General features: G+C 69.6%; 25 protein-coding genes. 15 read left to right on the top strand and 10 right to left on the bottom strand.

Features of this window, described 5'->3' with window-relative positions; all coding sequences use genetic code 11:
• Nucleotides 1-85: 85 nt before the first annotated feature.
• Nucleotides 86-709, bottom strand: coding sequence for a TetR/AcrR family transcriptional regulator (locus G6N08_RS02755; protein ID WP_163754012.1), 624 nt, complete (start codon nt 707-709; stop codon nt 86-88).
• 183 nt (nt 710-892) lie between these two features.
• Between G6N08_RS02755 and G6N08_RS02750 the strand changes: the two genes are divergently transcribed.
• Genes G6N08_RS02750 through paaK form a run of 7 tightly spaced genes read left to right on the top strand, consistent with a single transcriptional unit; the run spans nt 893 to nt 6833 of the window.
• Nucleotides 893-1687: an enoyl-CoA hydratase/isomerase family protein gene (locus G6N08_RS02750; protein WP_163754010.1), complete on the top strand. Its 795-nt coding sequence runs from the start codon at nt 893-895 to the stop codon at nt 1685-1687.
• A gap of 10 nt (nt 1688-1697) precedes the next feature.
• Nucleotides 1698-2624 carry a 1,2-phenylacetyl-CoA epoxidase subunit PaaA gene (gene paaA, locus G6N08_RS02745; protein WP_246216580.1) on the top strand — a complete coding sequence of 309 codons (927 nt, stop codon included), beginning with the start codon at nt 1698-1700 and terminating at the stop codon, nt 2622-2624.
• Entirely contained in the window at nt 2621-2932 is a 312-nt protein-coding gene (gene paaB / locus G6N08_RS02740) for a 1,2-phenylacetyl-CoA epoxidase subunit PaaB (RefSeq protein WP_163754006.1), read from the top strand. Before paaA ends, paaB begins: the two co-directional genes overlap by 4 nt.
• Nucleotides 2933-2958: 26 nt before the next feature.
• The gene (gene paaC, locus G6N08_RS02735) at nt 2959-3876 is read left to right on the top strand and encodes a 1,2-phenylacetyl-CoA epoxidase subunit PaaC (RefSeq protein ID WP_163754004.1); all 918 of its coding nucleotides are present in this window, start codon (nt 2959-2961) and stop codon (nt 3874-3876) included.
• Between the two features lie 5 nt (nt 3877-3881).
• Complete coding sequence (gene paaD / locus G6N08_RS02730) at nt 3882-4391, top strand: 1,2-phenylacetyl-CoA epoxidase subunit PaaD (RefSeq protein WP_163754002.1); 510 nt, start codon at nt 3882-3884, stop codon at nt 4389-4391.
• Between the two features lies 1 nt (nt 4392).
• Nucleotides 4393-5472 (top strand): 1,2-phenylacetyl-CoA epoxidase subunit PaaE, encoded by a 1080-nt coding sequence (paaE, locus tag G6N08_RS02725; protein ID WP_163754001.1) that lies wholly within the window; start codon nt 4393-4395, stop codon nt 5470-5472.
• 29 nt (nt 5473-5501) lie between these two features.
• A complete protein-coding gene (gene paaK / locus G6N08_RS02720; protein ID WP_163753999.1) occupies nt 5502-6833 on the top strand; it encodes a phenylacetate--CoA ligase PaaK in 1332 nt (443 codons plus the stop codon).
• A 12-nt stretch (nt 6834-6845) separates the two neighbouring features.
• Here the strand turns inward: paaK and G6N08_RS02715 are convergent, their stop codons facing one another.
• Genes G6N08_RS02715 through G6N08_RS02680 form a run of 8 tightly spaced genes read right to left on the bottom strand, consistent with a single transcriptional unit; the run spans nt 6846 to nt 14187 of the window.
• Nucleotides 6846-7766, bottom strand: coding sequence for a DUF1028 domain-containing protein (locus G6N08_RS02715; RefSeq protein WP_163753996.1), 921 nt, complete (start codon nt 7764-7766; stop codon nt 6846-6848).
• Between the two features lie 34 nt (nt 7767-7800).
• Nucleotides 7801-8187 carry an SCP2 sterol-binding domain-containing protein gene (locus G6N08_RS02710; RefSeq protein ID WP_163753993.1) on the bottom strand — a complete coding sequence of 129 codons (387 nt, stop codon included), beginning with the start codon at nt 8185-8187 and terminating at the stop codon, nt 7801-7803.
• A gap of 21 nt (nt 8188-8208) precedes the next feature.
• A complete protein-coding gene (locus tag G6N08_RS02705; protein ID WP_163753990.1) occupies nt 8209-10569 on the bottom strand; it encodes a xanthine dehydrogenase family protein molybdopterin-binding subunit in 2361 nt (786 codons plus the stop codon).
• A complete protein-coding gene (locus G6N08_RS02700) occupies nt 10566-11072 on the bottom strand; it encodes a (2Fe-2S)-binding protein (RefSeq protein ID WP_163753987.1) in 507 nt (168 codons plus the stop codon). Before G6N08_RS02700 ends, G6N08_RS02705 begins: the two co-directional genes overlap by 4 nt.
• Nucleotides 11069-11926 (bottom strand): FAD binding domain-containing protein, encoded by an 858-nt coding sequence (locus tag G6N08_RS02695; protein WP_163753984.1) that lies wholly within the window; start codon nt 11924-11926, stop codon nt 11069-11071. Before G6N08_RS02695 ends, G6N08_RS02700 begins: the two co-directional genes overlap by 4 nt.
• Complete coding sequence (locus G6N08_RS02690; protein WP_163753981.1) at nt 11927-12727, bottom strand: alpha/beta fold hydrolase; 801 nt, start codon at nt 12725-12727, stop codon at nt 11927-11929.
• An 11-nt stretch (nt 12728-12738) separates the two neighbouring features.
• Nucleotides 12739-13179, bottom strand: coding sequence for a YybH family protein (locus G6N08_RS02685; RefSeq protein WP_163753976.1), 441 nt, complete (start codon nt 13177-13179; stop codon nt 12739-12741).
• Nucleotides 13180-13200: 21 nt separating this feature from the next.
• Nucleotides 13201-14187 carry an LLM class flavin-dependent oxidoreductase gene (locus G6N08_RS02680; RefSeq protein WP_163753974.1) on the bottom strand — a complete coding sequence of 329 codons (987 nt, stop codon included), beginning with the start codon at nt 14185-14187 and terminating at the stop codon, nt 13201-13203.
• A gap of 118 nt (nt 14188-14305) precedes the next feature.
• Here G6N08_RS02680 and G6N08_RS02675 point away from each other — a divergent pair, with 118 nt between their 5' ends.
• From G6N08_RS02675 to G6N08_RS02665, 3 genes are all read left to right on the top strand, one after another.
• Nucleotides 14306-14938, top strand: coding sequence for a TetR/AcrR family transcriptional regulator (locus G6N08_RS02675; protein WP_163753971.1), 633 nt, complete (start codon nt 14306-14308; stop codon nt 14936-14938).
• Nucleotides 14935-16248 (top strand): metal-dependent hydrolase family protein, encoded by a 1314-nt coding sequence (locus G6N08_RS02670; RefSeq protein ID WP_218033328.1) that lies wholly within the window; start codon nt 14935-14937, stop codon nt 16246-16248. Before G6N08_RS02675 ends, G6N08_RS02670 begins: the two co-directional genes overlap by 4 nt.
• 201 nt (nt 16249-16449) lie before the next feature.
• Complete coding sequence (locus G6N08_RS02665; RefSeq protein ID WP_163753968.1) at nt 16450-17523, top strand: Glu/Leu/Phe/Val dehydrogenase dimerization domain-containing protein; 1074 nt, start codon at nt 16450-16452, stop codon at nt 17521-17523.
• Here the strand turns inward: G6N08_RS02665 and G6N08_RS02660 are convergent, their stop codons facing one another.
• The gene (locus G6N08_RS02660) at nt 17524-17994 is read right to left on the bottom strand and encodes an Lrp/AsnC family transcriptional regulator (RefSeq protein WP_163756577.1); all 471 of its coding nucleotides are present in this window, start codon (nt 17992-17994) and stop codon (nt 17524-17526) included.
• A 158-nt stretch (nt 17995-18152) separates the two neighbouring features.
• Here G6N08_RS02660 and G6N08_RS02655 point away from each other — a divergent pair, with 158 nt between their 5' ends.
• From G6N08_RS02655 to arsB, 5 genes are all read left to right on the top strand, one after another.
• The gene (locus G6N08_RS02655) at nt 18153-19277 is read left to right on the top strand and encodes a thiamine pyrophosphate-dependent enzyme (protein WP_163753965.1); all 1125 of its coding nucleotides are present in this window, start codon (nt 18153-18155) and stop codon (nt 19275-19277) included.
• Complete coding sequence (locus G6N08_RS02650; RefSeq protein ID WP_163753963.1) at nt 19274-20269, top strand: alpha-ketoacid dehydrogenase subunit beta; 996 nt, start codon at nt 19274-19276, stop codon at nt 20267-20269. Before G6N08_RS02655 ends, G6N08_RS02650 begins: the two co-directional genes overlap by 4 nt.
• A complete protein-coding gene (locus G6N08_RS02645) occupies nt 20266-21483 on the top strand; it encodes a dihydrolipoamide acetyltransferase family protein (RefSeq protein WP_218033327.1) in 1218 nt (405 codons plus the stop codon). The genes G6N08_RS02650 and G6N08_RS02645 overlap by 4 nt, the downstream gene beginning before the upstream one ends.
• A gap of 107 nt (nt 21484-21590) precedes the next feature.
• Nucleotides 21591-22409 carry an arsenite methyltransferase gene (gene arsM, locus G6N08_RS02640; RefSeq protein ID WP_246216579.1) on the top strand — a complete coding sequence of 273 codons (819 nt, stop codon included), beginning with the start codon at nt 21591-21593 and terminating at the stop codon, nt 22407-22409.
• Nucleotides 22410-22450: 41 nt separating this feature from the next.
• The gene (gene arsB, locus G6N08_RS02635; protein WP_163753956.1) at nt 22451-23581 is read left to right on the top strand and encodes an ACR3 family arsenite efflux transporter; all 1131 of its coding nucleotides are present in this window, start codon (nt 22451-22453) and stop codon (nt 23579-23581) included.
• Nucleotides 23582-23583: the final 2 nt, after the last annotated feature.

The following is a 23583-nucleotide window of genomic DNA, read 5'->3' as shown; positions in this document are numbered from 1 at the left end:
GCTCCTTTCCAACCGTCCGTTCGGTCAGTAATACGGTGGCAGCACAATGCCCGGCCGTCAAGGGGGAACCCCGCGCGGCGCCTCGCTAGCGCGAATCCGGGCGCGTCACCCGCAGCCCGTCGAAGAGCACCGCGACCACCGCGTCGGCGAGCTCGTCGGCACCCAGGCCGCGGGCCGGCCGGTACCACTCCACCAGCGAGTTGACCGTGCCAAAAATTAGCCGGCTGACGAGGGCGGGGTCCACGTCGGTGCGCACGCTGCCCTCGTCGCGGGCCTGCTGCACCAGCTGTTCGACGAGGTGGTCGAATTCGCGGCGACGCGCCAGCGCGCGCCGCTCGACGGTGGTGTTGCCGCGCACCCGCAGCAGCAGCGTGACATACGGCAGCTGCTCGACCAGCACGTGAATACTGCGGCGAACCAGATTTTCCAGCCGGTCGAGGGCCGGTCCGGTGGTGGTGTCCGGCTCTCTGGTGGCCGCGAACAGGGCGTCCAGCGCCCGGTTGACCGCCAGCCGCAGCAGCTCGGCCTTGCCGGGCACATGGTGGTAGATCGCCGATTTGGTAATCCCCAGCCGATTTGCCAGATACTCCATGCTGGTGCCGTCATAGCCGCGCTGGTTGAACACCGCCACGGCGACCGCGAGCAGCGAGTCCAGGTCATAGCCTGGACGGCCCACCCGGCCGGCGGGACGCGAAGACGGCACGGCCATACCGCACATCATCGCATTTCCCCTCGCATCCCCTGGCATTTCACCCGCGGCCGCGGCACCGGTCACGACCCAGCGCGCCGCCACCTTGATTACTGACCGAAAGGTAGGTTATTGTGAACTCTCGAGGGTGCGGTGGGCGCGAGCCCGCCGCGTCACCGCCCACCCGCGAGGAGGAACGCCGTCATGACCGAGACCGCGTGCGTCGGCTACCGCGTCGAGGAGGGGGTCGCCGCCATCGTGCTGGACCGGCCGGCGGCGTCCAACGCGCTGAATAACGTCATGAAAGAGCAGCTGCTGAAAGCACTTTCGGCGGCGGGGTCGGATCCTGCGGTGCGGGCGGTGCAGGTGACCGCGGCGGGCAAGAACTTCTGCGTCGGCCAGGATCTCGCCGAGCACGCCGAGGCGCTGCGGGCCGACCCGGCGCGGGCAATGGACACCATCACCCAGCATTACAACCCGATCATGATGGCGTTCAACGCGATCGGCGTTCCCGTCGTCGCCGGCATCGGCGGCGCCTGTGTGGGCGCCGGGCTGGGGATCGCGCTGGGTGCGGATATCCGGGTCGCCGGGCAGCACAGCAAGTTCGCCACCGCGTTCTGCGGTATCGGGCTGGCCGCCGACTCCGGGCTGAGCGCCACCCTGGCCGCGGCGATCGGGCCGAGCCGGGCGGCCGGCCTGTTCTTGCTGGGTGAGACGGTCGACGCCGGCACCGCCCACTCCTGGGGGCTGGTGCACCGAGTGGTGCCCGACAGCGACGTCGAGGCCGAAACCAACGCGCTGGCACGACAATTGGCGAGCGGCCCGACCATGGCGTTCAAAGCCGTCAAACGACTGATCGCCGAAAACAGTGGGGCTGAGCTGGCTGATGTGCTGGCGCGGGAAGCCCGCACCCAGGCCCAGCTGGGCGCCACCGCCGACCACAAATCCGCGGTCGCCGCGTTTGTGGGCAAACAGCGTCCCACCTTCACCGGACGGTGAGGAGAGTGCGGTGAGCCCACGCGAGTTCGAGGAGGTCATCGCCGCCGGGCAGCGGGTGGAGCCGCGCGACTGGATGCCCGACGGCTACCGCAAGACCCTGATCCGCCAGATCGCCCAGCATGCCCATTCGGAGATCATCGGCATGCAGCCGGAGGGACACTGGCTGACCCGGGCTCCGTCGCTGCGCCGCAAGGCGATCCTGCTGGCCAAGGTGCAAGACGAAGCCGGCCATGGCATCTACTTGTACTCGGCCGCGGAGACCCTCGGCGCCGACCGGGCCGAGCTGACCGCCAAACTCCTTGCCCGCGAGCACAAATACTCGTCCATCTTCAATTACCCGGCGCTCAGCTACGCCGACGTCGGCGTGATCGGCTGGCTGGTCGACGGCGCGGCGATCTGCAACCAGGTGCCGTTGTGCCGCAGCTCCTACGGCCCGTACGCGCGGGCGATGATCCGGATCTGCAAAGAAGAGTCGTTTCACCAGCGGCAGGGCTATGAGCTGCTGATGCAGATGATGCGCGGCACCGACGCGCAGCGCGCCATGGTGCAAGACGCCGTCGACAGATGGTGGTGGCCGGCGCTGATGATGTTCGGCCCGCCCGACGACCAGTCACCCAACACGGCGCAGTCGATGGCGTGGGGCATCAAACGCCACACCAACGATGAGCTCCGGCAGCGTTTCGTGGACATGACCGTCCCGCAGGGTGAGGCGCTCGGGGTGCGCTTCCCCGATCCCGCGCTGGCCTGGAACGCGCAGCGCGGGTGCTACGACTTCACCCCACCGGACTGGGCCGAGTTCACCGCCGTCATCAACGGGCACGGCCCGTGCAACGACGACCGCCTCGCCGCCCGCAAGGCCGCCCACGAGGGGGGCCGCTGGGTGCGGGAGGCCGCCATGGCCTTCGCCCGCCGTTCCGCGGAGCAGCAAACAGCATGAGCAGCGACAACAGTGCAGAGACGATCGACGGCGACTGGCCGCTGTATGAGGTGTTCGTCCGCGGCAAGCGTGGCCTCAACCACGTCCACGTCGGATCCCTGCACGCCGCCGACGACGCGATGGCGTTGCGGCATGCCCGCGACGTCTACACCCGGCGCAACGAAGGGGTCAGCATCTGGGTGGTGCGTTCAGCGGCGATCACCGCGTCCAGCCCCGACGAAAAAGACCCCTACTTTGCGCCCAGCGGGGACAAGATCTACCGCCACCCCACCTTCTACCACATCCCCGACACCGTCCCGCACATGTAACCGCCTGCACGGCAACAGGATTGACCATGAGTGAACACGACTCGGCCTACGCCGGACTCGTCGACGTCGACGCCGGCGACCAGTGGGCGTTCGGCACCGCTTTTCACGACCCGCTGGACGGCGTGGACACCACCCTGCCCGCCGGCGTGGACCCGGCCGACCTCGCCGCCTATTGCCTGATGCTCGGCGACGACGCGCTGATCGCCGCGCAGCGGCTCACCCAGTGGATCACCCGCGCCCCCGAACTCGAAGAGGAAGTCGCGCTGGCCAATATCGGCCTGGATCTGCTCGGCCAGGCCCGCCTGCTGCTGTCCCGCGCCGCCGCCGCCCACCCGGCGGTGCTGCCCGTGCTTCCCGACGGGTCGCCGGCGGCCGCCGAGGATGCGCTGGCGTTCTTCCGCGACGAGCCGCAGTTCCGCAACGTGCGGCTGGTGGAGCTGGACAACGGCGACTTCGCGCGCACCATCGTGCGGCTGCTGGCGTTCGCCACCTTCCGGCTGGCCCTGCTGGACAAGCTACGCGAAAGCCGGGACCCGGTGCTGGCCGCCGCCGCGGCCAAAGGCGTGCCCGAGGTCGCCTACCACCGTGACTACGCCGCCCGGTGGCTGATCGTTTTGGCGTGCGGCACCGCGGAATCACGCGGTCGTGTGGAGGCCGCGTTGCGCGTGGTGTGGCCCTACGTCGCTGAACTGTTCACCGCGCACCCGGTTGAAACCCGGCTCGCCGCAGCCGGTGTCGGTGTCGACCCGGCCACGCTGCGCAGCGAGTTCGACGCGGTGAGCGCCGAGGTGTTTCCCGCCGCCGGGTTGAACGTTCCGCCGCTGCGCCCCAAGGCGGCCCCGGGCAGGCGGACCGGGCGCGACGGTGTGCACACCGAGGCGATGGGCCTGCTGCTCGCCGAGATGCAGTCGCTGGCCCGGGCCCACCCGTTGGGGCGGTGGTGAACCCGATGACCGCCGATACCGCGGCGCAGCAACGCGCGTGGCGGGCAGCCGCCGCCGTGACCGACCCGGAGCTTCCCGTGCTGACGCTGGCCGACCTCGGGGTGTTGCGTGACGTGCGCTGCGCCGACGACGGCGCGGTGGAGGTGACCATCACCCCCACCTACACCGGGTGCCCGGCGCTGGCCGCCATCCGGGCCGAGCTGCGGCGGGCGCTGGCCCGGGCCGGGTTTCACAGCGTGGCGATCCGCACCGCGCTGACACCGCCGTGGAGCTCGGACTGGATCAGCGAGCACGGGCGGCGCAAACTCGCCCAGTACGGGATCGCCCCGCCGGGCCCGGCGCCCCGCGGCGGTCCGGTACCGCTGCGGCTGAACCCGGGCCCGCCCACCGCGCACTGTCCGCATTGCGGGTCAGCCGACACCACGATGCTGTCGATGTTCGGCGCGACACTGTGCACCTCGGCGCACCAATGTCGCTGCTGCAAAGAGCCGTTCGCGCGGGTCAAGGAGATTTGAGGTGAGCACCGCAACACGTGCACGCCGCGGCGCGCCGGTGTTTCACCGCTTGCCGGTGGCCGCGGTGCAGCGGCTGTGCGACGACGCCGCGGCGATCACGTTCGACGTTCCCCCCGCGCTGCGAGCCGATTTCGCGTTCTCACCCGGACAGTCGGTGACGGTGCGCAAGAGCGGAACCCAGCAGCGCCGCACCTACTCCATCTGCGCGCCGAGGGGCGCCCCGCTGCGTATCGGGGTGCGCGAAGTGCCCGGCGGATCGCTGTCGCCGTGGCTGGTGCGCGAGGTGCGTCCCGGCGACGAGGTCGAGGTGGCCCCACCGGCGGGCACCTTCACCGCCGACCCGGGCACCGCCGCCCGGCACCTCGCGATCGCCGCCGGATCCGGGATCACCCCGATCCTGTCGATCACCGCGTCGGTGCTGACACATCCCGGCACGCACGTCACCCTGTTGTACGGCAACCGCAGCGTCAACTCCGCGATGTTCGTCGACGAGCTCGCCGAGCTGAAAGACCGCTTCCCGGCACGGCTGCAACTGGTTCATGTGCTGTCCCGGGAAGCCCGCGGCGCGGAGCTGTTCTGCGGGCGCCTGGACGCCGCACGGCTGCGCACGCTGCTGCGCCGGCTGGTCCCGGTCGGCGCTGTCGACCATGTCTGGTTGTGCGGTCCGCTGGGCATGGTCGACGCGGCGCAGCAGGTGCTGCGCGAGCTGAACGTCCCCCGCGAACGGGTGCACCGTGAACTGTTCTTCGTCGAAAGTGTTGCGCCACCACCATTTCGGCACCACGACGAGCAGCTCAGCGGGCCCAGCAGCCGGGTCACGATTATCGTCGACGGCCGGGTGAGCACCCACACGCTGCCGCGGCAGCTCAGCGTGCTCGACGCCGCGCAGCGTGTGCGCGACGACCTGCCGTTCGCCTGCAAAGGGGGAGTGTGCGGCACCTGCCGCGCCAAGATCACCGCCGGGGAGGTCGAGATGCGGCGCAACTTCGCCCTGGAAAACGACGAAGTGGCAGCCGGTTTCGTGCTGACCTGCCAATCCTTTCCGCGCAGCGACACCCTCACCGTCGACTTTGACGCCTAACCGGCCCTGCGGCCAGCGGAGGAGCCATGATGAGCCACATCGGTGATCCCACCTGCGGGACCCGATCACCCGGGGAGCTGGAACCGATCGAAACCGCGTCGCGCGACGAGCTCGCCGCGCTGCAGCTGCAGCGACTGAAATGGTCGCTGGCGCACGCATACCGAAACGTCGCGCACTACCGGGCGGCGTTCGACGCGCGGGGTGTGCACCCCGACGATCTGCGCACCCTCGAGGACCTGGCGCAATTCCCGTTCACCACCAAAGCTGACCTGCGGGCCAACTACCCGTTCGGGATGCTGGCGGTGCCCCAGGCCCGGGTGCGCCGGGTGCACGCGTCGTCGGGCACCACCGGGCAGCCCACCGTGGTGGGCTACACCGACGCCGATATCAGCACCTGGGCAGGCCTGGTGGCCCGCTCGCTGCGCGCCGCCGGGGTGCGGCCCGGCGACAAAGTCCACATCGCCTACGGCTACGGGCTTTTCACCGGCGGCATCGGCGCGCACTACGGGGCGGAACGACTCGGTTGCACGGTGATCCCGATGTCAGGGGGCATGACCGAACGCCAAGTCCAGCTGATCGGCGACTTCCGGCCCGACGCCATCATGGTCACCCCCTCCTACATGCTGACCATCCTCGACGCCATGGAGGCCGCCGGCGTCGACCCGGCCGGCAGCTCGCTGCGGGTCGGGATATTCGGCGCCGAACCCTGGACCGAACACATGCGCGGCGAACTGGAACGCCGCGCCGGTATCGACGCCGTCGACATCTACGGTCTGTCCGAGGTGATCGGCCCCGGCGTGGCCCAGGAATGCGTGGAAACCAAAGACGGCCCTCATATTTGGGAAGACCACTTCTACCCGGAGATCGTCGACCCGCACACCGGCGAGCGGTTGCCGGACGGCACCGTGGGCGAGCTGGTGCTGACCTCGCTGACCAAAGAAGCATTCCCGGTGATCCGCTACCGCACCCGTGATTTGACCGCGCTGCTGCCGGGCACCGCGCGCAGCATGCGGCGGCTGAAAAGAATCAGCGGCCGCTGCGACGACATGATGATCGTGCGCGGCGTGAACGTGTTTCCCACCCAGATCGAGGAACTCATCCTGGGTCATCGGGTGCTGGCCCCGCAATTTCAGTGCGTACTGGACCGGCGCGGGCAGCTCGACGAGCTGACCATCCGGGTGGAAACCCGCCGCGGCGTCTCGCCCCGGCACGCGCGGGCCGCCGCCGACGCGCTGGCCGCCCAAGTCAAAAGCCGCATCGGGGTCAGCGTCGAGGTGACCGTGCTGGCCACGGGCGCGCTGGGCCGCTGCGACGGCAAGGCCAGCCGCATCCTCGATCGCCGGGGCCACGCCGCGGGCTGAGGCCGGCCGCACTCACCGCCGGCCCGACCAGCGCGCCGCCTGCTCGGCGGTGACGATCCCCGCCTCGACCAGACCGGCCACCAGCCGCGGCAGCCGCGGGTTGCGCCGGGCCGCCCCGGCCAGCAGCCGTCGGGCGTCGGCGAACCGGCCCCGGCGCGCGTGCAGCACCGCCGACCACCAGGCGGCTTCCGGGTTGCTGCCCAAAACCTGGTCGGCCTGCGCTAACGATTGTGCCGCAGCAGCGAATTCGTCATCGGATACGCTTTCGCCGAAAACCGGGCCGTCCGGGTCGAACACCACCTGCGACAGGTGGCGGAACGCGTCGGCGAGGTCGACGAGGCGGGCAAGCTCACCGACCGGATCGGGGTGATCGTCGACGCGCAGGTCATGGATCACCCCCTCCCACGGGGCGTCGCCGCGCTCACCCGACACCACCAGCAGCGCGGCCGACTGACGGCCCCGGATGTCGCCGCCGGCCTGCTCGCCGCCGCGCAGGCCGGCCACCAGGCGATGCGCCAGATCGCCTGGCGCCCGGTGAAAGCCCTGCAGCATCGCATCGAGCACGGCGGGGCGCTCGAGCATATTTCCCACCGCCGCGGCGCACCCCTCGGTCGCCGCGCCGGCGGCAGGCAGACACCGTGTCCCGGTGTGGATCCCCACCCCGCCCACCGCATCCAGGCAGGCCACTTGCCGCAGCTCGCGCGCCGGGTCGGCCTCCAGCAGCGGCGCAAGCGCCCGGCTGGCCGAAACACCCCGGCGCAGCGCCGCCAAAATCCGTGGGCCATAGGACCGCTCGGCGATGGCCTGGGTCGCCACCACCCCGACACCGGCCTGGGCCCAGGGCACCGTGGCGCCCGCACCGAAAAAATGCGACTGGGTGGCCACCCCGAGCGCACCGCTGCCGGGGTCGCGGGCCAGCAACGACAGCGTCATCCCCACACCGCTTCGGCGCCGGCCCGGGGCAGCATCAGAACTCGGTCTCGGCGAGCAGCGCGGCGTAGTGGTCGCGGTATTCGGCGGTCTGCGTGATCGGCATGAGCGTCGCCAGCTTGGCCACATTACCGCTGATCGTGATGCGGCCCTCCATGAACGCCTTGGTCGGGGCCAGCTCACCGCGCAACATTGCCACCGAGTCGGCGTAGGACGCCGTCATCGTCCCGTCGGCGCGCGGGTCTTCGCCGAGCCGCTGCTCGACGATGCGGCCGTCCTGCACGTCGGCGTAATAGCAGATGTCCTCGCCGTCAGGGACACCGGTGAGCCGGTACTGCACCCGCGCCGACGCGCCGGGGCGGTGCTGAAAGCTCTGCTGCAGTTCGCGCTGGCGGTCCAGCCATTGCTGGGACACGTATTTCACGATTCCTCCTGAACTGGTCGATCACCGGGTTTCGATGCGGACCGGTGCGCTTCGGCGCGTCGTCTCGATCGCCTCGAGCAGCCGTTCCGCGGTGATGGGCAGGGTGTCGGCGACGGTGCCGGCGTGCTCGCCCAGCGCGTCGCGGATGGCGTTGGCCAGCACCGCGGGGATCGGGATGGCGCCGCTTTCGCCGGTGCCCTTGGCGCCGTTGAGGGAGAACGGCGAGGGGGTCTCCAAATGCACGAGCTCGACCGGCGGCATGTTGGCCGGCAGCGGCGGGAAGTAGTCCCACAGCGACTGCACCACGGGATAGCCGTCCGCGCTGTAGGGCAGCTGCTCGTACAGCGCCGCGCCCAGCCCCTGTGCCGCGCCGCCGAGGATCTGCCCCGCCACCTTGGCCGGGTTGAGCTGCACACCGCAGTCGTGGCCGAACACCAGCCGCTGCACCGTGACCGTGCCGGTGTCGGGGTCGATTTCGACCACCGCCGCCACCGAGCCGTAGGAGAACGCGAAACCCCGCGGGTCATAGGTGTAGGCCGCTTCCAGGCCGGGTTGCACACCGTCGGGCAGATCCGTTGCCCGATAGGCAGCTTCGGCCACTTCGGCGACGGTCACGCGGCGGCCCGAGGTGTCGGTGAACGCTCCGTCGGCGTCGCGCAGCACCGCCGAGTCGGCAGCGTTCAGCAGGTGAGCCGCGATCACGAGCATCTGCTCGCGGACTTCACGCGCGGCCATCATCACCGCTGACCCGGAGACCCCCGCCCCGCGGCTGCCGCCGCTGCCGTAACCGGTGTAGGGGCATGCCGCGGTGTCCCCGCAGATCACCTCCACCGCCTCCAGCGGCACCCCGATCTCGTCGGCGGCGACCTGCGCGAGCACCGTGTCCAGCCCCTGACCCATCGGCATCTGACCGGTGAGCACGGTGACCAGACCCGAGGCGTCCACCCGCACCACGGCGCGGTCGTGCCCGGCGCTGCTGATCCCCATCATCGCCGCCGTCAGCGACGGCCCGAAATTCGTCGCCTCCAGATAGCAGGCCACCCCGACGCCCACCAGCCGGCCGGCGGCCCGCGCCTGCTCGGCTTCCCGGCGCGTGTGCTGCCAGTCGATGCGCTCCGCCACCAGATCCAGCAGCTCGCTGTAGCGCCCGCTGTCCAGGCACATCATCGCCGCCGTCCAGTACGGAAGTTCCTCGGGGCGCAGCAGGTTTCGGTGCCGGATCGTCACCGGATCCATGCCCAGCAGCCGGGCGCCCTCGTCCATCGCGCGCTCGATGGCGAAGGTGGCCTCGGGCATGCCGAATCCGCGGTAGGCGCCGATGGGTGTCTTGTTCGTCACCACCGCCACCAGCTCGCTGAGCGCGTCACCGATCCGGTACGGACCCAGCACCGTCGCCGCGGTGACCACCCCGGTGCCCAACCCCACCATGTACGGTGTTGCGCCGCAATCCAACAGCACGGTGGCCCGCAGTCCCGAGATGACGCCGTCGGCGGTGAACCCCAGCTCGAGGTCGACGACGGTGCCGCGGCCGTGCACGGTGGCGAGGAACGCCTCGCTGCGGCCTTCGATCCACCGCACCGGGCGGCGCACCACCCGCGCCGCGAACGCCACCAGGATCTCCTCGATATAGGCGCACGCCTTGTTGCCGAACGCCCCGCCGATGTCGGGGCAGCGCACCTGCACGCGGCTGCGCGGGATGCGCAGCGACGTCGCCAGCGCCTCGCGCACCTGATGCGGGGACTGGGTGGATGTCCACACCGTGACGGTCTGCCCGGCGATATCCCAGGCCGCCCGCACCCCGCGGGTCTCCAGCGACAACCCGGCCACCCTGCTGTTGGTGTAGCGGCCCCGCACCACCACGGCGGCGCCGGCCAGCGCGGCGGCGGCGTCGCCCGCCTCGAACCGGGTGCGCCCGAAGACGTTATCCGGCCAGTCGTCATAGAGCAGCGGAGTGCTCTGCTCGGACGCCTCGACCACCGCCGGCAGCGGGTCATAGGTGACGTCCACCAGCTCCGCGGCGTCCTCGGCCAGGTAGGCGTCATCGGCGATGACGGCCGCGATCGGCTCGCCGACATAGCGGACCCGGTCACCGGCCAGACACCAGGTGGGCGCGCTGGCCTGGATCGGCGCGTTCCACATCATGCCCATCGGCTCGGTGGCCCCGCGCACGTCCGCGCCGACCAGCACCGCATGCACACCGGGCGCGGCGCGGGCCCGCCGGGTGTCCACCGAGATGCGGGCATGCGGTTCGCGGGAGCGGACCACCACCAGGTGCAGTTCCCCGGCCGCGCACTCATCGGCCAGATAACGCCCCCCGCCGGCGGCCAGGCGCCGCAGATTCGGCCCTGCGGGGCTGCCACCGACCTGGCGGGCCGGGCTCATCGGCTGCACTCCACGATCTTGGCGGCGACCAGTTCTTCGGCGGCGGCCAAAATCGGCGCGTAGCCGGTGCAGCGGCACAGGCACCCGGCCAGGCGGGTCCGCAGCTCCGCCGGCGCGGGACGGGCGCCCCGGTCGACCTCGGCCAGCAGCTCTGCCAGCAGCACCACGAATCCTGGTGTGCAGAAACCGCATTGCAGAGCGTGGTGGCGCACCAGACACCCCGCAATACTGGAATGGTCGTCGAAATCGGTTGCCGCTGATATGCCTTCGACGGTCACGACATCTTTACCGTCGGCTTGCACGGCCAGCAGCAGGCAGGCCCGCACCGACCGCTCGTCGAGCAGCACATTGCAGCAGCCGCACAGCCCCTGGCCGCAGCCCAGGTGTGTTCCGGTGAGCCGGAGCCGGTCCCGCACAAAGTCGGCAAGCGTCATCCGTGCCGGCACGCTCGCGGTGACGGGCCGCCCGTTGACCCGCAGTGTGATGGTCACCTCGCTGGTCATGGCAGCTCCTTCCGCAGCCGGCGCACCAGTCGGGCCACCAGGTTGGCCGCCAGCCGGCGCCGGTGTTGCGCCGAGGCGTGCGCGTCGTCGGCGAAGTGCAGCTGCGCTGCGAAACTGTGCGCGGCGTCGCCGACCGCGTCGTCGGGCCCGGCAAGCCCCGCGGTGATCGCCGCCGGTGCCAGCACGGGCTGCTGTCCGGCCCCGCCGACCGCGACCCGCAGCCCGCCCAGCTCGCCGTCGTGGAGCTGGCCGCTGACTGCGACGCTGATCACCGGAGTGTCGCCGGCGCCGCGGAGCGTGACCTCGTCGAAATAGCCCACCGATCCCGCGGGTGGCCGGTAAAACGTGACACTGCACACCAATTCGTCGGCTCGCAGCGCGGTGCGGTGCGGGCCCAGGAAAAACTCTTCAGCCGCAATGGAGCGGGAACCCGCCGCCGAGGTGGCGGTGACCTCTCCGCCCAGCGTCAGCAGGCAGACACCCAATTCGGCGGCGGGATTGGCGTGGGCGATGCTGCCGCAGACCGTTCCCACGTTGCGGGTGCTGACCTTGCCGACGCGGGGCAGCGCCTGCGCGAGCACACCGAAGCCGGCCAGCGCGCCGGCCAGCTCCGCGGTCCGCTGGGTGACCGCCGCGCCCAGCTGCCAGCCGCGGGAGCTCACGTCCATGGTGTGCAGCTCGGCGATCCGGGTGATGTCAACCAGCCGGCGCGGCCGCGCCAGCCGGCGCACCAGCAGCGGCATCAGGCTCTGCCCGCCTGCGAGAACTTTTGTGCCGGAAGGATCATCGCTCAACATCGCACAGGCTTGCTCGACGGACTGCGCCGCCAGGTAATCGAACGGGGCCGCACCCATCTAGCCGCCCTCCATGCGCGTTTCACTGCGCCGGGCATGGTCGTCGACCAGGCGGGCCACCAGCTCCGGATCCTCCAGATGCAGCAGGTGCCCGTGCCCGTCGAGGACCCGGCATTCAGTGCCCAGCGCGGCGGCCAGGGCCGCGCCCGCGGCGGGCGGGCAGGTGCGATCCTGCGCCCCGGTCAGCACCAGGGCGGGTGCGACGACCCGGCCCACGATGGCGGAGATGTCCGCCGCGAACGCTGCCCGGATGATCTGCTCGGTGACGCTGATGTCGGCGCGCGTCGCCCAGGCGACAGTGTCGGCGAGCACACGGGGATCGGTGCCGGGCGCGAAGCTCACCTTCGCGAATTTCGTGAAAAACGCCGCCGGGCCGAGCGTGTGGAGCTCCCGGACCGCGGCGTCAGCGTCCAGGTCGACGCGCAGCGCACCGCCGATGGCGGTCACCGATACCACCCGCTGCGGCCGAAGGGCGGCGAGCATGAGGGCAGCGCTGGCGCCGAAGGAGGCGCCGACCAGGTGCGCGTGCGGAATGCCGAGACCGTTCATCACCGCCTCCACATCGGCGGCGTAGTCAGCGGCACCGTAGCCTCCGCCCGGCTGCGACCGGCCGTGTCCACGCAGGTCAACGCTGATCACGGGACGGCCGCTCAGCCGCCGCATCACCGCAGACCAGTGTTCGGCGGCGCCGTTGATGGGGTGCACGAACACCGCGGGAATACCCGGGTGCTCACCGGCGCAGCGTAGTCCGCCGACCCGTCCCACCGGGCCGGCCACGCAGAACTGCTCGACCACTTCCACCCCGGGAGCCTTTACACACCGCCCATCTGGTTGGGCACATGAGTGGAGAAGTGCGCGTGCACCAGCCGCCATTCGCCGTCCCGGCGGCGCCAGATCTCGGTGGCCCGCATATCGCAGTCACAGCTGCCGAGATCGCCGAAATCGCTGCGGTAATGGTTGAGATAGGTCACCCAGGCGACGTCGCCGACGACCTCCACGTGTTCGTCGCGCAACTCGGTGGTGCTGGCCGGGCCGCTCATGTTCGACGCCAGCGCATCCCACAACTCAGCGATGTGGTCTTGCCCGCGGTAGACCGAGCCGTTGAGGTTGTACCAGACCAGTTCCCCGGGAGTGGCCGTGACGCGGCGACGCAGATAGCTGGAATCCAGCGGGCCGTTGGCCTCGACGAATTCCCGGTGCAGGCGCATGATCTGTGCCACGTCGCCGTCGAGGCGGGTATCGGTGTCGGTCATCGGTGCCTCATCCGTTCCGTGTCAGGGGTGGGCGGTAAATTGGCTGCGGCACTTGGCGATGAGCTCGACCAAGTCCGGCAACTGGTCCGGCGGCGCACAGGGCGCGATTGCGATCTCGTCGATTCCGGTTGCGGCGTAGGCGGTCAGCGACTCGCCAAGTTCGTCGGGCGGGCACACCAGCGCCAGGGCGTCGATGACCTCCGGGGTGAGCACCTCCAGGGCGCCCGCCGGGCCGCGTTCGGCCACCGCGGCGACCAGCGCGCCGGGGGGGATGGCCCCGGCGGCAAGGTATTCGGTTGTCGCGGCATCGAAGCCGGCGAGTAGTTGGGCCGCCTGGCTGCGGGCGCTGTCGATGTCGTCGGTGATGAACGCGAGCACCACCGCCGAGATCCGGAAATCGGCGCGCCGGCGGCCGGCCGCGTCCAGCGTTGTGAGCACCCGCGTGACCGCATCGGAAAGGTAGCGCCGCGACGCGCCCGCGCTCAGGCACACGCCGTCGGCGCAGCGGGCGGCCGCATCGAGCATGCGGGGCCGCACCGCCATGAGGTCCAACGGCGGGGGCGTGCTCACCGGCGCCAACTGGTAGTGGCGGAAACTGAATCCGGGCTGCTCGCCGGTCAACTCGCCGCCGGCGAGCGCGGTTTTGAGCGCCCGGTGCAGCGCGAGGGTGGTCTCGACGGGCCGAGACACCGTCTTGCCCAGCTTGGCGATCATGTCCGGCACCCCGGTGCCGATGGCCGCGCGCACCCGCCCCGGAGCGATTTCGGCCAGTGAGGCCAGTTCCATAGCGGCCAGGCCGGGATGGCGTCCCGCGGTGCTGACACCCATCAAAGCCAATTCCAGCCGTTCGGTCGCACGCAGATACACCGCGGCGGGCACCACCGCGTCGTGAGCGCAGATGTGCTCGGCGTACCACAGGCCGTCCAGCCCGCACTCCTCGGCGGCCTGCACGGCCGGCAGGTCGGCCAGGATCGGGCCGAACCCGGTGAACGACAAGCTGACTCGCACTGCCCGACCTCGTCTCGCTACCGCCCGCACCTGGATGTGCAGCCCACGCTAAGCCATGTGTGACACCGTGTCAACAATCGAGTTTCACATCGCGTCCGAACTGTGCGACACTGTCGGGGTGACAACCCGGCACACGGACCTGCAGGCGCGGCGGCGTGAACACCGGCGCAACGCACGCCGCCGGCTGCTCGACGCGGCACATCGGCTGCTGGAAAGCCGGCCATGGGCCGAAATCTCCCTCGATGACATCACGTCGGCCGCCGAGGTGGCCCGCACCGCCTTTTACCGGCATTTCGACGACCGGCAGCACTTGCTGATGGCGATGCTCGACGACGTCGGTTTGGAATTAGGCCACGTCGCCGACAATTGGATGGGCGGCACTGATGACCCGGTCGCCGAGCTGCGCCGCAGCCTGACCGGGCTGACCGCGATTTTCGTCGAACATGGCCGGCTCATCCAGGCGATCTCCGACACCGCACGCTACGACCCGGAGGTCAACCAGCTCTATTCGGCGCTGGCCGAAGATCTGACGGCGGCGACGGCGCGGCGGATCCAAGCCGACGTCGAGGCCGGACGCAGCCGCATCGGGCAGCCCTACGAGGTGGCGCGGGCACTGACCTGGATGAACGAGCGCTACCTGCTGGCCTCCTTCGGCCAGCGCCCGTTCGCCGACCCCACGGCGGTGACTGAGGCGCTCACCACGATCTGGCTCAGCACCCTCTACGGTCACGCCGCGATGGACCGGCGGTGAGCCGGCGGCTGCTGGTGCGCGGGGGACATGTCTTCGACCCCGTCTCGGGGACAGCGGCGCGCGCCGATGTGGTCATCGACGGTGAGCGCATCCTCGACGTCGGCCCGGGCCTGGACGGCGACCGCGTGCTCGAGGCCACCGGGCAGCTCGTGGTGCCGGGGTTCATCGACTGTCACGTGCATGTCATGCTCGACGACGTCAATGTGCTGAGGCTTCTCCAAACTCCGTTCTCGCTGAGGTTTTTTCACGCTGCCCGTAACCTGCGCCTGACCTTGCGGGCCGGGGTGACCACCGTGCGAGACGCGGCCGGGGCCGACCTCGGCGTCAAACACGCGGTGACCAGCGGGCTGGTCGAGGGGCCCGACATGCGCATCGCGATCGGCATGCTCAGCCCCACCGGCGGCCACGCCGACGAATGGCTGCCGTCCGGGGGGTGCGTGCACGCCTTGTGGCCGTCTTATCCCGGCTGCCCGGCAACGGTCGTGGACGGCCCGGACGACATGCGCCGCACGGTCCGCGAGCTGCTGCGCGCCGGCGCCGACGTGCTCAAGGTGGCCACCACCGGCGGCGTCATCAGTCCCCGAAGTGACCCGAGGCGCGCCTATTTCGGCCCCGACGAGATTGCCGTGTTGATGGCCGAGGCACGCGCGGCGCGGGTGTCGGTCATGGCGCACGCCCACGGCACCGACGGCATCAAAAACGCCGTCCGCGCGGGCGTGCGCTCCATCGAGCACGGGGTATACCTCGACGAAGAGGCCGTGGAGATGATGGTGGACCACGGGACCTGGCTGGTGCCAACACTTTCCGCTCCCCGCGCGCTGCTGCGTGACGGGCCGGCCGCGGCGGGGCTCACCGACGCCACCCGCGCCAAGGTCGTCGACGTTGTCGCGGCACACGACGCCTCGGTGCGGCTGGCGCATGCAGCCGGAGTGCGCATCGCGATGGGGACCGACGCCGGAATCGCTCCACACGGTGAGAATCTCCGCGAGCTCGAGTTGTTGGCCGCCCAAGGTCTGTCCCCCGCCGACGCGTTGCGAGCGGCCACCACATCGGCAGCCGAATTACTGGGCGCCGCCGACGAAATCGGTGAGGTGGCACCGGGTAAGCGCGCCGATCTGGTGCTGCTGGAGGGCACCGAGGTCGCCGTCGGTAACCTGGCTGAGCGACTCCGAGGGGTGGTGCACCGCGGTGTCGTGGTGCACCGCGGTGACGGCGGTGAGCCGGCGCGGGCGGCCGGGCCGGCCCGCCACACCGCCGAAGCGATGGGCGCAGAGTGCCCGCGGGACAACGCCGTACCTCCTGTCAGATGAACACGATGGTGCGCTGCTGGACACTTTTCGGGCAGTGTGTTCCGAAGTGCCTGACGGTTCGTGCGTGCGGGCTTTGCTGCCTTTAGGTTTCGAGTCGGGCCGCCCGGCCCTGCCGGTCTGCATGTCCGGATCCATTCCAGCCGGCTCCGGAGAGCGGCGCGCACTGTTGCGACCGGCAACGACGTCGAGAGGACACCGTTAGTGAACGTCGACGACGCCCTGCGCTGGGACGGCGAGCTGACCCTGACCCGCTACGATCCGGCGACCGGGGCCTGGTTTGTCATCCGCGTGGATTCGATCCGGTGCGGACGGGCCGCCGGCGGCACCCGCGCCGCGCACTACCCGTCCCTGGTGGCTGCGCTGGAGGACGCGGGCAGGCTGGCCGGTGCGATGACACTGAAGATGGCGGTCAGCGGGCTTCCGATGGGTGGCGGCAAGTCGGTGATTGTGCTGCCCGCGCCGCGCAAGGACATCGCTGCGGACGCCTGGCGGCAGATGCTGCGGGTGCATGCCGACAACATCAACAAGCTCAACGGCAGCTACTGGACCGGTCCCGACGTCAACACCAACGCTGAGGATATGGACATCCTCAGCGAGACAACCGAATTCGTTTTCGGGCGCTCGGTGCAGCGCGGTGGCGTGGGATCCAGCGCCTACAGCACCGCGCTGGGGGTGTTCGAAGCGATGAAGGTGACCGCTGCGCGGCGTGGGCTGGGGACCTTGGACGGTTTGAGGGTGCTCATCCAGGGGCTGGGTGCGGTGGGCAGCACACTGGCTGCCCTGGTTTCGCAAGCCGGGGCCCGGCTGCTGGTGACCGACACCGACCCGCAGCGTCTCGCCTGTTCCCGTGAATTCGACGGTGAGACAGTTGATCCCGAGGCAGCTTTGACGACACCGTGTGACATTTTCGCCCCCTGCGCGCTGGGCGGCGTCATCGACGCCGCCGCGGCCGCGGGGCTGCCGGCGCGCGCCGTGGTCGGCGCCGCAAACAATGTGCTGCGTGACGAACAGGCCGGGGCGATATTGCGCCGGCGGGAAATCCTGTACGCCCCGGATTTTGTCGCCAACGCCGGCGGCGCTTTTCACCTGGTTGGCCGCGAGGTGCTCGGCTGGGACGGCGACACCGTCGACCGCTACACCAGACGAATCGCCGACACGCTGATGGAGGTCTACACGATCAGCGAGGCGCGCGATATCACCACCGAGGCGGCGGCCCGGCTGCTGGCGCACCGCCGCGCCGCCGCTGCGGCAGCGGACGTTTCGGTGACCGTCTGATCAGAACCACTTGGACGGATCGCCCTGCCATTCGTCGAATACCAGCCAGGTCCGCGTCGAGCGAATACCGGGCATACTGTGCAATCGCTCCAGCACCATGGTGCGCAGCGTCTCGTTGTCCGGTGTGCGGACCATCACCAGGACGTCGAAATCCCCTCCGACCAACAGGTAGCGTTCGATGTAGCGCAGCGTGCGCAGCTGGGCGGACAGATCGCGCCAGGCGTTTTGGTGGATGGACAACGCGATCAGCGCCGAGGTGGCAAAACCTGCTTTTGCCAGGTTGATCCGGGCGGTGAAACCTTCGACGATCGCCGCCTGTTGCAGGCGCTCGATACGCGAATACAGGTGGGTCCGAGAAACGTGGGCACGCTTGGAAAGTTCCAGCATCGAGATCCGGCCATCTGCCACGAGTGCGCGAATCAGGCTGCGGTCCACCTCGTCGAGGGGGATCGAGTCCGCGGTGTCGTCCATAGTGTTCACTGCCCCGGTCGTGCCGAATGAGGGTATGAACAATATGTACTCCAGAAGGCAGTAGAAGAGCAATACGTTTCGTATTTACCGGGATGTGTTGTCATTCAGTTGAGCGACATCGACGATTTAGGGACATAGGCGTCGTCGGGAGGTAGCCAGTGACCGTGGTCGAGCCGGTGAGCACGGTATACGCGAGGTTTTTGCCCGCAGACGTTCCGGTGCAATATCTCGATCCCGCCGGACAGCTCACCTCGAGCACCGCGAGATACCCCCGCCCACCGGCTGAGCGGCTGGTCGAAATGTACCGAAAGATGGTGCTGGGTAGGCGATTTGACGAGCAGGCCGTAGCGCTGACCAAACAGGGGCGGCTGGCGGTTTATCCGTCCGCCCGGGGACAGGAGGCCTGCCAAGTCGCTGCGGCGATGTCGCTGGGTCGCGACGACTGGATGTTCCCCACCTACCGCGACTCGATGGCGTTGTTCACCCGGGGTATCGAACCCGCGGGAATCCTCGGACTGCTGGCCGGTGACTGGCATTGCGGCTATGACCCGGTGCGGTATCGAACGGCGCCGCAATGCACCCCGTTGGCGACCCAGCTCCTGCACGCCGCCGGCCTGGCGTACGCGCAGCTGCGCAAAGACACCGGCGCCGTGGTGCTCGCGCTGTGCGGCGACGGCGCGACCAGCGAAGGTGATTTCCACGAAGCCCTCAACTTTGCCGCGGTCTTTCGGGCACCGGTGGTTTTCCTGGTGCAAAACAACGGTTTTGCGATCAGCGTCCCGCTGGCACGGCAGACCGCGGCTCCGTCGTTGGCGCACAAGGGGATCGGATACGGAATCGGCAGCGAGCAAGTCGACGGCAACGACCCGGTCGCCATGCTCGCGGTGCTGGACGAAGCCCGCCGCTACGTCTCAGACGGTAACGGGCCGGTGCTGGTGGAAGCCCACACCTACCGGGTCGAAGGACATACCAACGCCGACGACCCGACCCGCTACCGCACCGATACGGAGCTGGCGTTCTGGCGTGAGCGCGACCCGATCACCCGACTGGACACCTACCTGCGGGCCGAGGGTCTGATCGATGACACATTCGCGGCGGGGTTGGCCGCGGAAGCCGACGAGCTGGCCGCGGAAGTGCGCGCCGCGATGAACGCCGACCGGGCCGTCGACGCCGGCCAGTTGTTCGAGCATGTCTTCGCCGAGCAGACCGCTCAGCTGCGCGAGCAACAACGGTGCCTTCCCGACGGGCCGGCGGCGGAAGCCGGGCGGGGCGGGTCGGCATGAGCGCGATCACCATGGCGCAAGCCCTCAACCGCGCGTTACGGGACGCTCTTGACGACGACGAGTCCGTCGTGGTGTTCGGGGAGGATGTCGGGGAACTCGGTGGGGTTTTCCGGGTCACCGACGGCCTGGCGAAAACCTTTGGCACACAGCGGTGTTTCGACACCCCACTGGCCGAGTCGGGTATCGTGGGCTTCGCCGTGGGGATGGCGATGGCCGGTTTCCGCCCGGTGGTCGAGATGCAGTTCGACGCGTTCGCCTACCCGGCATTCGAGCAGATCGTCTCCCATGTCGCCAAGCTGAGAAACCGCACCCGCGGCGCGTTGTCGGTGCCCATGGTGATCCGGATACCGGTCGGCGGGGGCATCGGGGGCGTGGAGCATCACAGCGATTCCAGCGAGGCCTACTATGCGCACACGCCGGGGCTGAAAGTCGTTGTGCCGGCGACGGTGTCCGACGCGTACAGCCTGCTGCGCGCCGCTATCGACGACCCCGACCCGGTGGTGTTCCTCGAACCCAAATGCTTGTATTTTCGCCGCGGCGATTTCCGGCCCGAGCGGGGCGGCGGATTGGGACAGGCGCGAGTTGTCCGGCCGGGGCGTGATGCGACGATCATCGCCTACGGGGCATCGGTACCGGCCGCGCTGCAGGCTGCCGCCGACGACGGCTACGACGTCGAAGTGATCGACCTGCGCTCGATCGTGCCCTTCGATGACGCGGTGGTGACGGCCTCGGTCCGCAAAACCGGACGCTGTGTTGTGGTGCACGAGGCACCGGGTTTCGCCGGGGTGGGCGCGGAAATCGCGGCCCGGGTGCAAGAACGGTGCTTTCACTATCTGCAGGCGCCCGTGATCCGCGTGTGCGGATTCGACATCCCCTACCCGCCACCCAAACTCGAGTGGCTACAGCGTCCCGATTGCGCGCGCATCCGCGGCGCGCTGGAGCGGCTGCAATGGGGCGATTGTCCCGACACTTTCTGGGCGGAGCCGGCGTGAGTGAGCACACGTTCTTGTTGCCGGATCTCGGGGAAGGGCTCACCGAGGCCGAGATCGTCGACTGGCGGGTGCAGGTCGGCGAGACGGTATCGGTCGACCAGGTGATCGTCGAGGTCGAAACCGCCAAAGCTTCGGTCGAGCTTCCGGTCCCGTTCGCCGGAACGGTGGTCGAACTGCACGCTCAGGCCGGATCCACGGTGGCGGTCGGCAGTCCGCTGATCACGGTGCGGACCGCCGATGTTCGCGCCGACGCGGATCCGCAGCCCGGCGGCGACGGCGCGGATGAGCCGGACGGCTCGGGACCGGTGCTCGTCGGATACGGAACCCGCGAGCACGAGAAGCACCGCACCCGGCCGGCGCCCCAGGAGACAACCACCGTGCCTGCCGTGATCTCCCCGGTGGTCCGAAAACTGGCCCGCGACAACAATATCGACCTTTCCCGCATACCGGGCAGCGGAGCACATGGGGTGATCACCCGCGCGGACGTCGAACAAGCCCTGGCGGCTCGCGCGCCGGCCGGGCCGGAGGTCCAGCGGATCCCGATGACGGCGGCGCGCAGGACGGGTGCGGAGAAACTGTCACGAAGCCGCCAGGAAATCCCCGACGCGACAACCTGGGTGGACGTCGACGCCACCGGATTGCTTGCGGCCCGCGAGTCGATCCGCGCGGCCGCAGCCGGCGACGTCAGCCTGCTGGCGTTGCTGGCGCGCCTCGCGCTGGCCGCGCTGCGACAGTTCCCGGAGCTGAATTCATCGGTCGATAGTGCTCGGTCGGAGATCGTGCGCTTTCGTCATGTCAATCTGGGCGTGGCCGTCGACACCCCGCGCGGGCTGGTGGTGCCGGTGATCGAGCAGGCCGACGCACTGGATTTGATCGAACTGTCTGAGGCGTTGGCGCAGGCGACCACCGCAGCCCGCGACGGTTCGCTGCCGCCCTCCCGGCTGACCGGCGGCACGTTTACCCTCAACAACTACGGTGTTTTCGGGGTCGACGGGGCCACGCCGATTATCAACTACCCCGAGGCGGCGATTCTGGGGGTCGGGCGCATCATCGACCGCCCGTGGGTGCACGGCGGTGCGCTGAGTGTGCGCAAGACCACCCAGCTGTCGCTGAGCTTCGACCACCGGGTCTGCGATGGGGCCACCGCGGGCGGGTTCCTGAGGCTTTTCGCCGATTTCGTCGAGAACCCGGTGACCGCGATGGCCCGGCTGTGATGCCCGGTGAGCGCAGCGAGGACCGCATCCCGGTCATGAATTGACATCCATCGATGGGTCGTGCACCCTTGGTTGCATAGACGTCTGTCGATGGAAGGGTCGAGGAAATGGTCGAGGAAAGGGCCGTCGGGATGGCTGCGATCCGGGCTGACGAGCTGCGTGATCAGGTCCGGGCCCGGTACCGGGCAGCCGCCGGCGCGATCGGCAGCGGCGCCACCAACAGCGATGTGCTCACCGCCGCGAGCTGCTGCGGATCGAGCGATTCGGTCGACGAAGGCAGCCTCTTCGGTGCCGGGCGTTACGGTGCCGAGGAGCACTGCGAGCTACCCGCCGACGCGGTGGCGGCGAGCTTGGGGTGCGGTAACCCCACCGCCGTCGCCGAACTGCGCCCGGGCGAACGCGTCCTCGACGTGGGTTCGGGTGGCGGGATCGACGTGCTGCTGTCGGCGCGGCGGGTGGGGCCCGCCGGGTTCGCGTACGGCGTGGACATGACCGACGAGATGCTCGCCCTCGCCGAGGCGAACAAAGCCGAGGCCGGTATCAGCAACGCCGAGTTCCGCAAGGGCACTATCGAGGACATCCCGCTGCCCGACGCCAGCGTCGACGTGGTGATCTCCAACTGTGTGATCAACCTGTCGGTCGACAAACCGGCGGTGCTCGCCGACATGTACCGTGTGCTGGCTCCCGGGGGGCGCATCGGAATCTGCGACGTCGTCGCCGAAGACCACCTCAGCCCCGCGCAACGGGCCGCACGTGGCTCCTACGTCGGCTGCATCGCCGGGGCATTGTCCAGGCAGGAATATCTCGACGGCTTGGCGGCCGCCGGATTCACCGATGCTGCAGTGACTTTCACCCACGAGGTCGCCGACGCGATGCACGGCGCGATCATCCGCGCCAGAAAGCCTGCGGTCGCCGCCAGTCACTGAGCGCACCCCCGGCCCCGCGTGAGCACACCGGAAGGACACCGATGAGCGAGCACACCGTCTCGACTGCCGCGCCGTCTGTGGCCGGCAGGCTCTCCACCCTGGACCGGTACTTGCCGCTCTGGATCGGCCTGGCCATGGCGGCGGGGCTTGTCCTGGGGCGGGTAATCCCCGGTTTGGCCGATGGTCTGGACGCGGTGGCGATCCACGGCACGAGCCTGCCGATCGCGGTCGGGCTGCTGCTGATGATGTATCCGGTGTTGGCCAAGGTCCGCTACACCGAGATCGGGCGGATCACCGCCGATCGCCGCATGATCACCACATCGCTGATCCTCAACTGGATCATCGGTCCTGCGGTGATGTTCGCCCTGGCCTGGCTGCTGCTGGCCGACCTGCCCGCCTACCGCACCGGGGTCATCCTGGTGGGGCTGGCCCGCTGCATCGCGATGGTGCTCATCTGGACCGACCTGGCCTGCGGTGACCGGGAGATGGCTGCTGTGCTGGTGGCGCTTAACGCGGTTTTTCAGGTGCTGACCTACGCCGCGCTGGGGGTGTTCTACCTCAATGTGCTGCCCGGCTGGCTGGGACTGCCTACCCAGAACCTGCACGCGTCCTTTGCCGCCATTGCGCTCACCGTGGTGGTGTTCTTGGGCATCCCGCTGCTCGCCGGATTTCTCACCAGGACGCTGGGCGAACGTGCGCGCGGGCGCCAGTGGTATGAAAGCCGGCTACTGCCGCGCATCGGCCCGGTCGCCTTGTATGGGCTGCTGTTCACGGTGGTGGTGCTGTTCGCCCTGCAGGGCAAGACGATCACATCCCAGCCGCTGAACGTGGCCCGGATCGCGCTGCCCCTGCTGGCCTACTTCGGTGTGATGTGGGCCGGCGGATTCGCCATCGCCCGCGGGCTGCGGTTGTCCTACCCGCGTGCCGCGGCGCTGGCTTTCTCGGCCGCCAGCAACGACTTCGAGCTGGCCATCGCCGTGGCGATCGGTGTTTTCGGCGCCACCTCCGGAGAGGCGCTGGCCGGGGTGGTGGGCCCGCTCATCGAGGTTCCGGTGCTGCTGGGCCTGGTCTATGTGGCGCTGGGGCTGCACCGGCGGCTGGCCTGGGCGCATGATGATCGCACCGATCTCACGGCCGGACAGGCTGTGACGGCGCGGCCGGGTCGGCCATGAGC

The sequence above is a fragment of the Mycobacterium botniense genome (assembly GCF_010723305.1).
GTDB classification, from domain to species: Bacteria; Actinomycetota; Actinomycetes; order Mycobacteriales; family Mycobacteriaceae; genus Mycobacterium; species Mycobacterium botniense.
This window is presented reverse-complemented; position numbering and strand designations above follow the sequence as displayed.

Excerpts from the sequence above, each read along its gene's own strand:
- G6N08_RS02755 (WP_163754012.1), bottom strand. The coding sequence starts at position 709 with ATGGCCGTGCCGTCTTCGCGTCCCGCCGGCCGGGTGGGCCGTCCAGGC.
- G6N08_RS02750 (WP_163754010.1), top strand. The coding sequence starts at position 893 with ATGACCGAGACCGCGTGCGTCGGCTACCGCGTCGAGGAGGGGGTCGCC.
- paaB (WP_163754006.1), top strand. The coding sequence starts at position 2,621 with ATGAGCAGCGACAACAGTGCAGAGACGATCGACGGCGACTGGCCGCTG.
- paaC (WP_163754004.1), top strand. The coding sequence starts at position 2,959 with ATGAGTGAACACGACTCGGCCTACGCCGGACTCGTCGACGTCGACGCC.
- paaD (WP_163754002.1), top strand. The coding sequence starts at position 3,882 with ATGACCGCCGATACCGCGGCGCAGCAACGCGCGTGGCGGGCAGCCGCC.
- paaK (WP_163753999.1), top strand. The coding sequence starts at position 5,502 with ATGAGCCACATCGGTGATCCCACCTGCGGGACCCGATCACCCGGGGAG.
- G6N08_RS02715 (WP_163753996.1), bottom strand. The coding sequence starts at position 7,766 with ATGACGCTGTCGTTGCTGGCCCGCGACCCCGGCAGCGGTGCGCTCGGG.
- G6N08_RS02705 (WP_163753990.1), bottom strand. The coding sequence starts at position 10,569 with ATGAGCCCGGCCCGCCAGGTCGGTGGCAGCCCCGCAGGGCCGAATCTG.
- G6N08_RS02700 (WP_163753987.1), bottom strand. The coding sequence starts at position 11,072 with ATGACCAGCGAGGTGACCATCACACTGCGGGTCAACGGGCGGCCCGTC.
- G6N08_RS02695 (WP_163753984.1), bottom strand. The coding sequence starts at position 11,926 with ATGGGTGCGGCCCCGTTCGATTACCTGGCGGCGCAGTCCGTCGAGCAA.
- G6N08_RS02685 (WP_163753976.1), bottom strand. The coding sequence starts at position 13,179 with ATGACCGACACCGATACCCGCCTCGACGGCGACGTGGCACAGATCATG.
- G6N08_RS02660 (WP_163756577.1), bottom strand. The coding sequence starts at position 17,994 with ATGGACGACACCGCGGACTCGATCCCCCTCGACGAGGTGGACCGCAGC.
- G6N08_RS02650 (WP_163753963.1), top strand. The coding sequence starts at position 19,274 with ATGAGCGCGATCACCATGGCGCAAGCCCTCAACCGCGCGTTACGGGAC.
- arsM (WP_246216579.1), top strand. The coding sequence starts at position 21,591 with ATGGTCGAGGAAAGGGCCGTCGGGATGGCTGCGATCCGGGCTGACGAG.
- arsB (WP_163753956.1), top strand. The coding sequence starts at position 22,451 with ATGAGCGAGCACACCGTCTCGACTGCCGCGCCGTCTGTGGCCGGCAGG.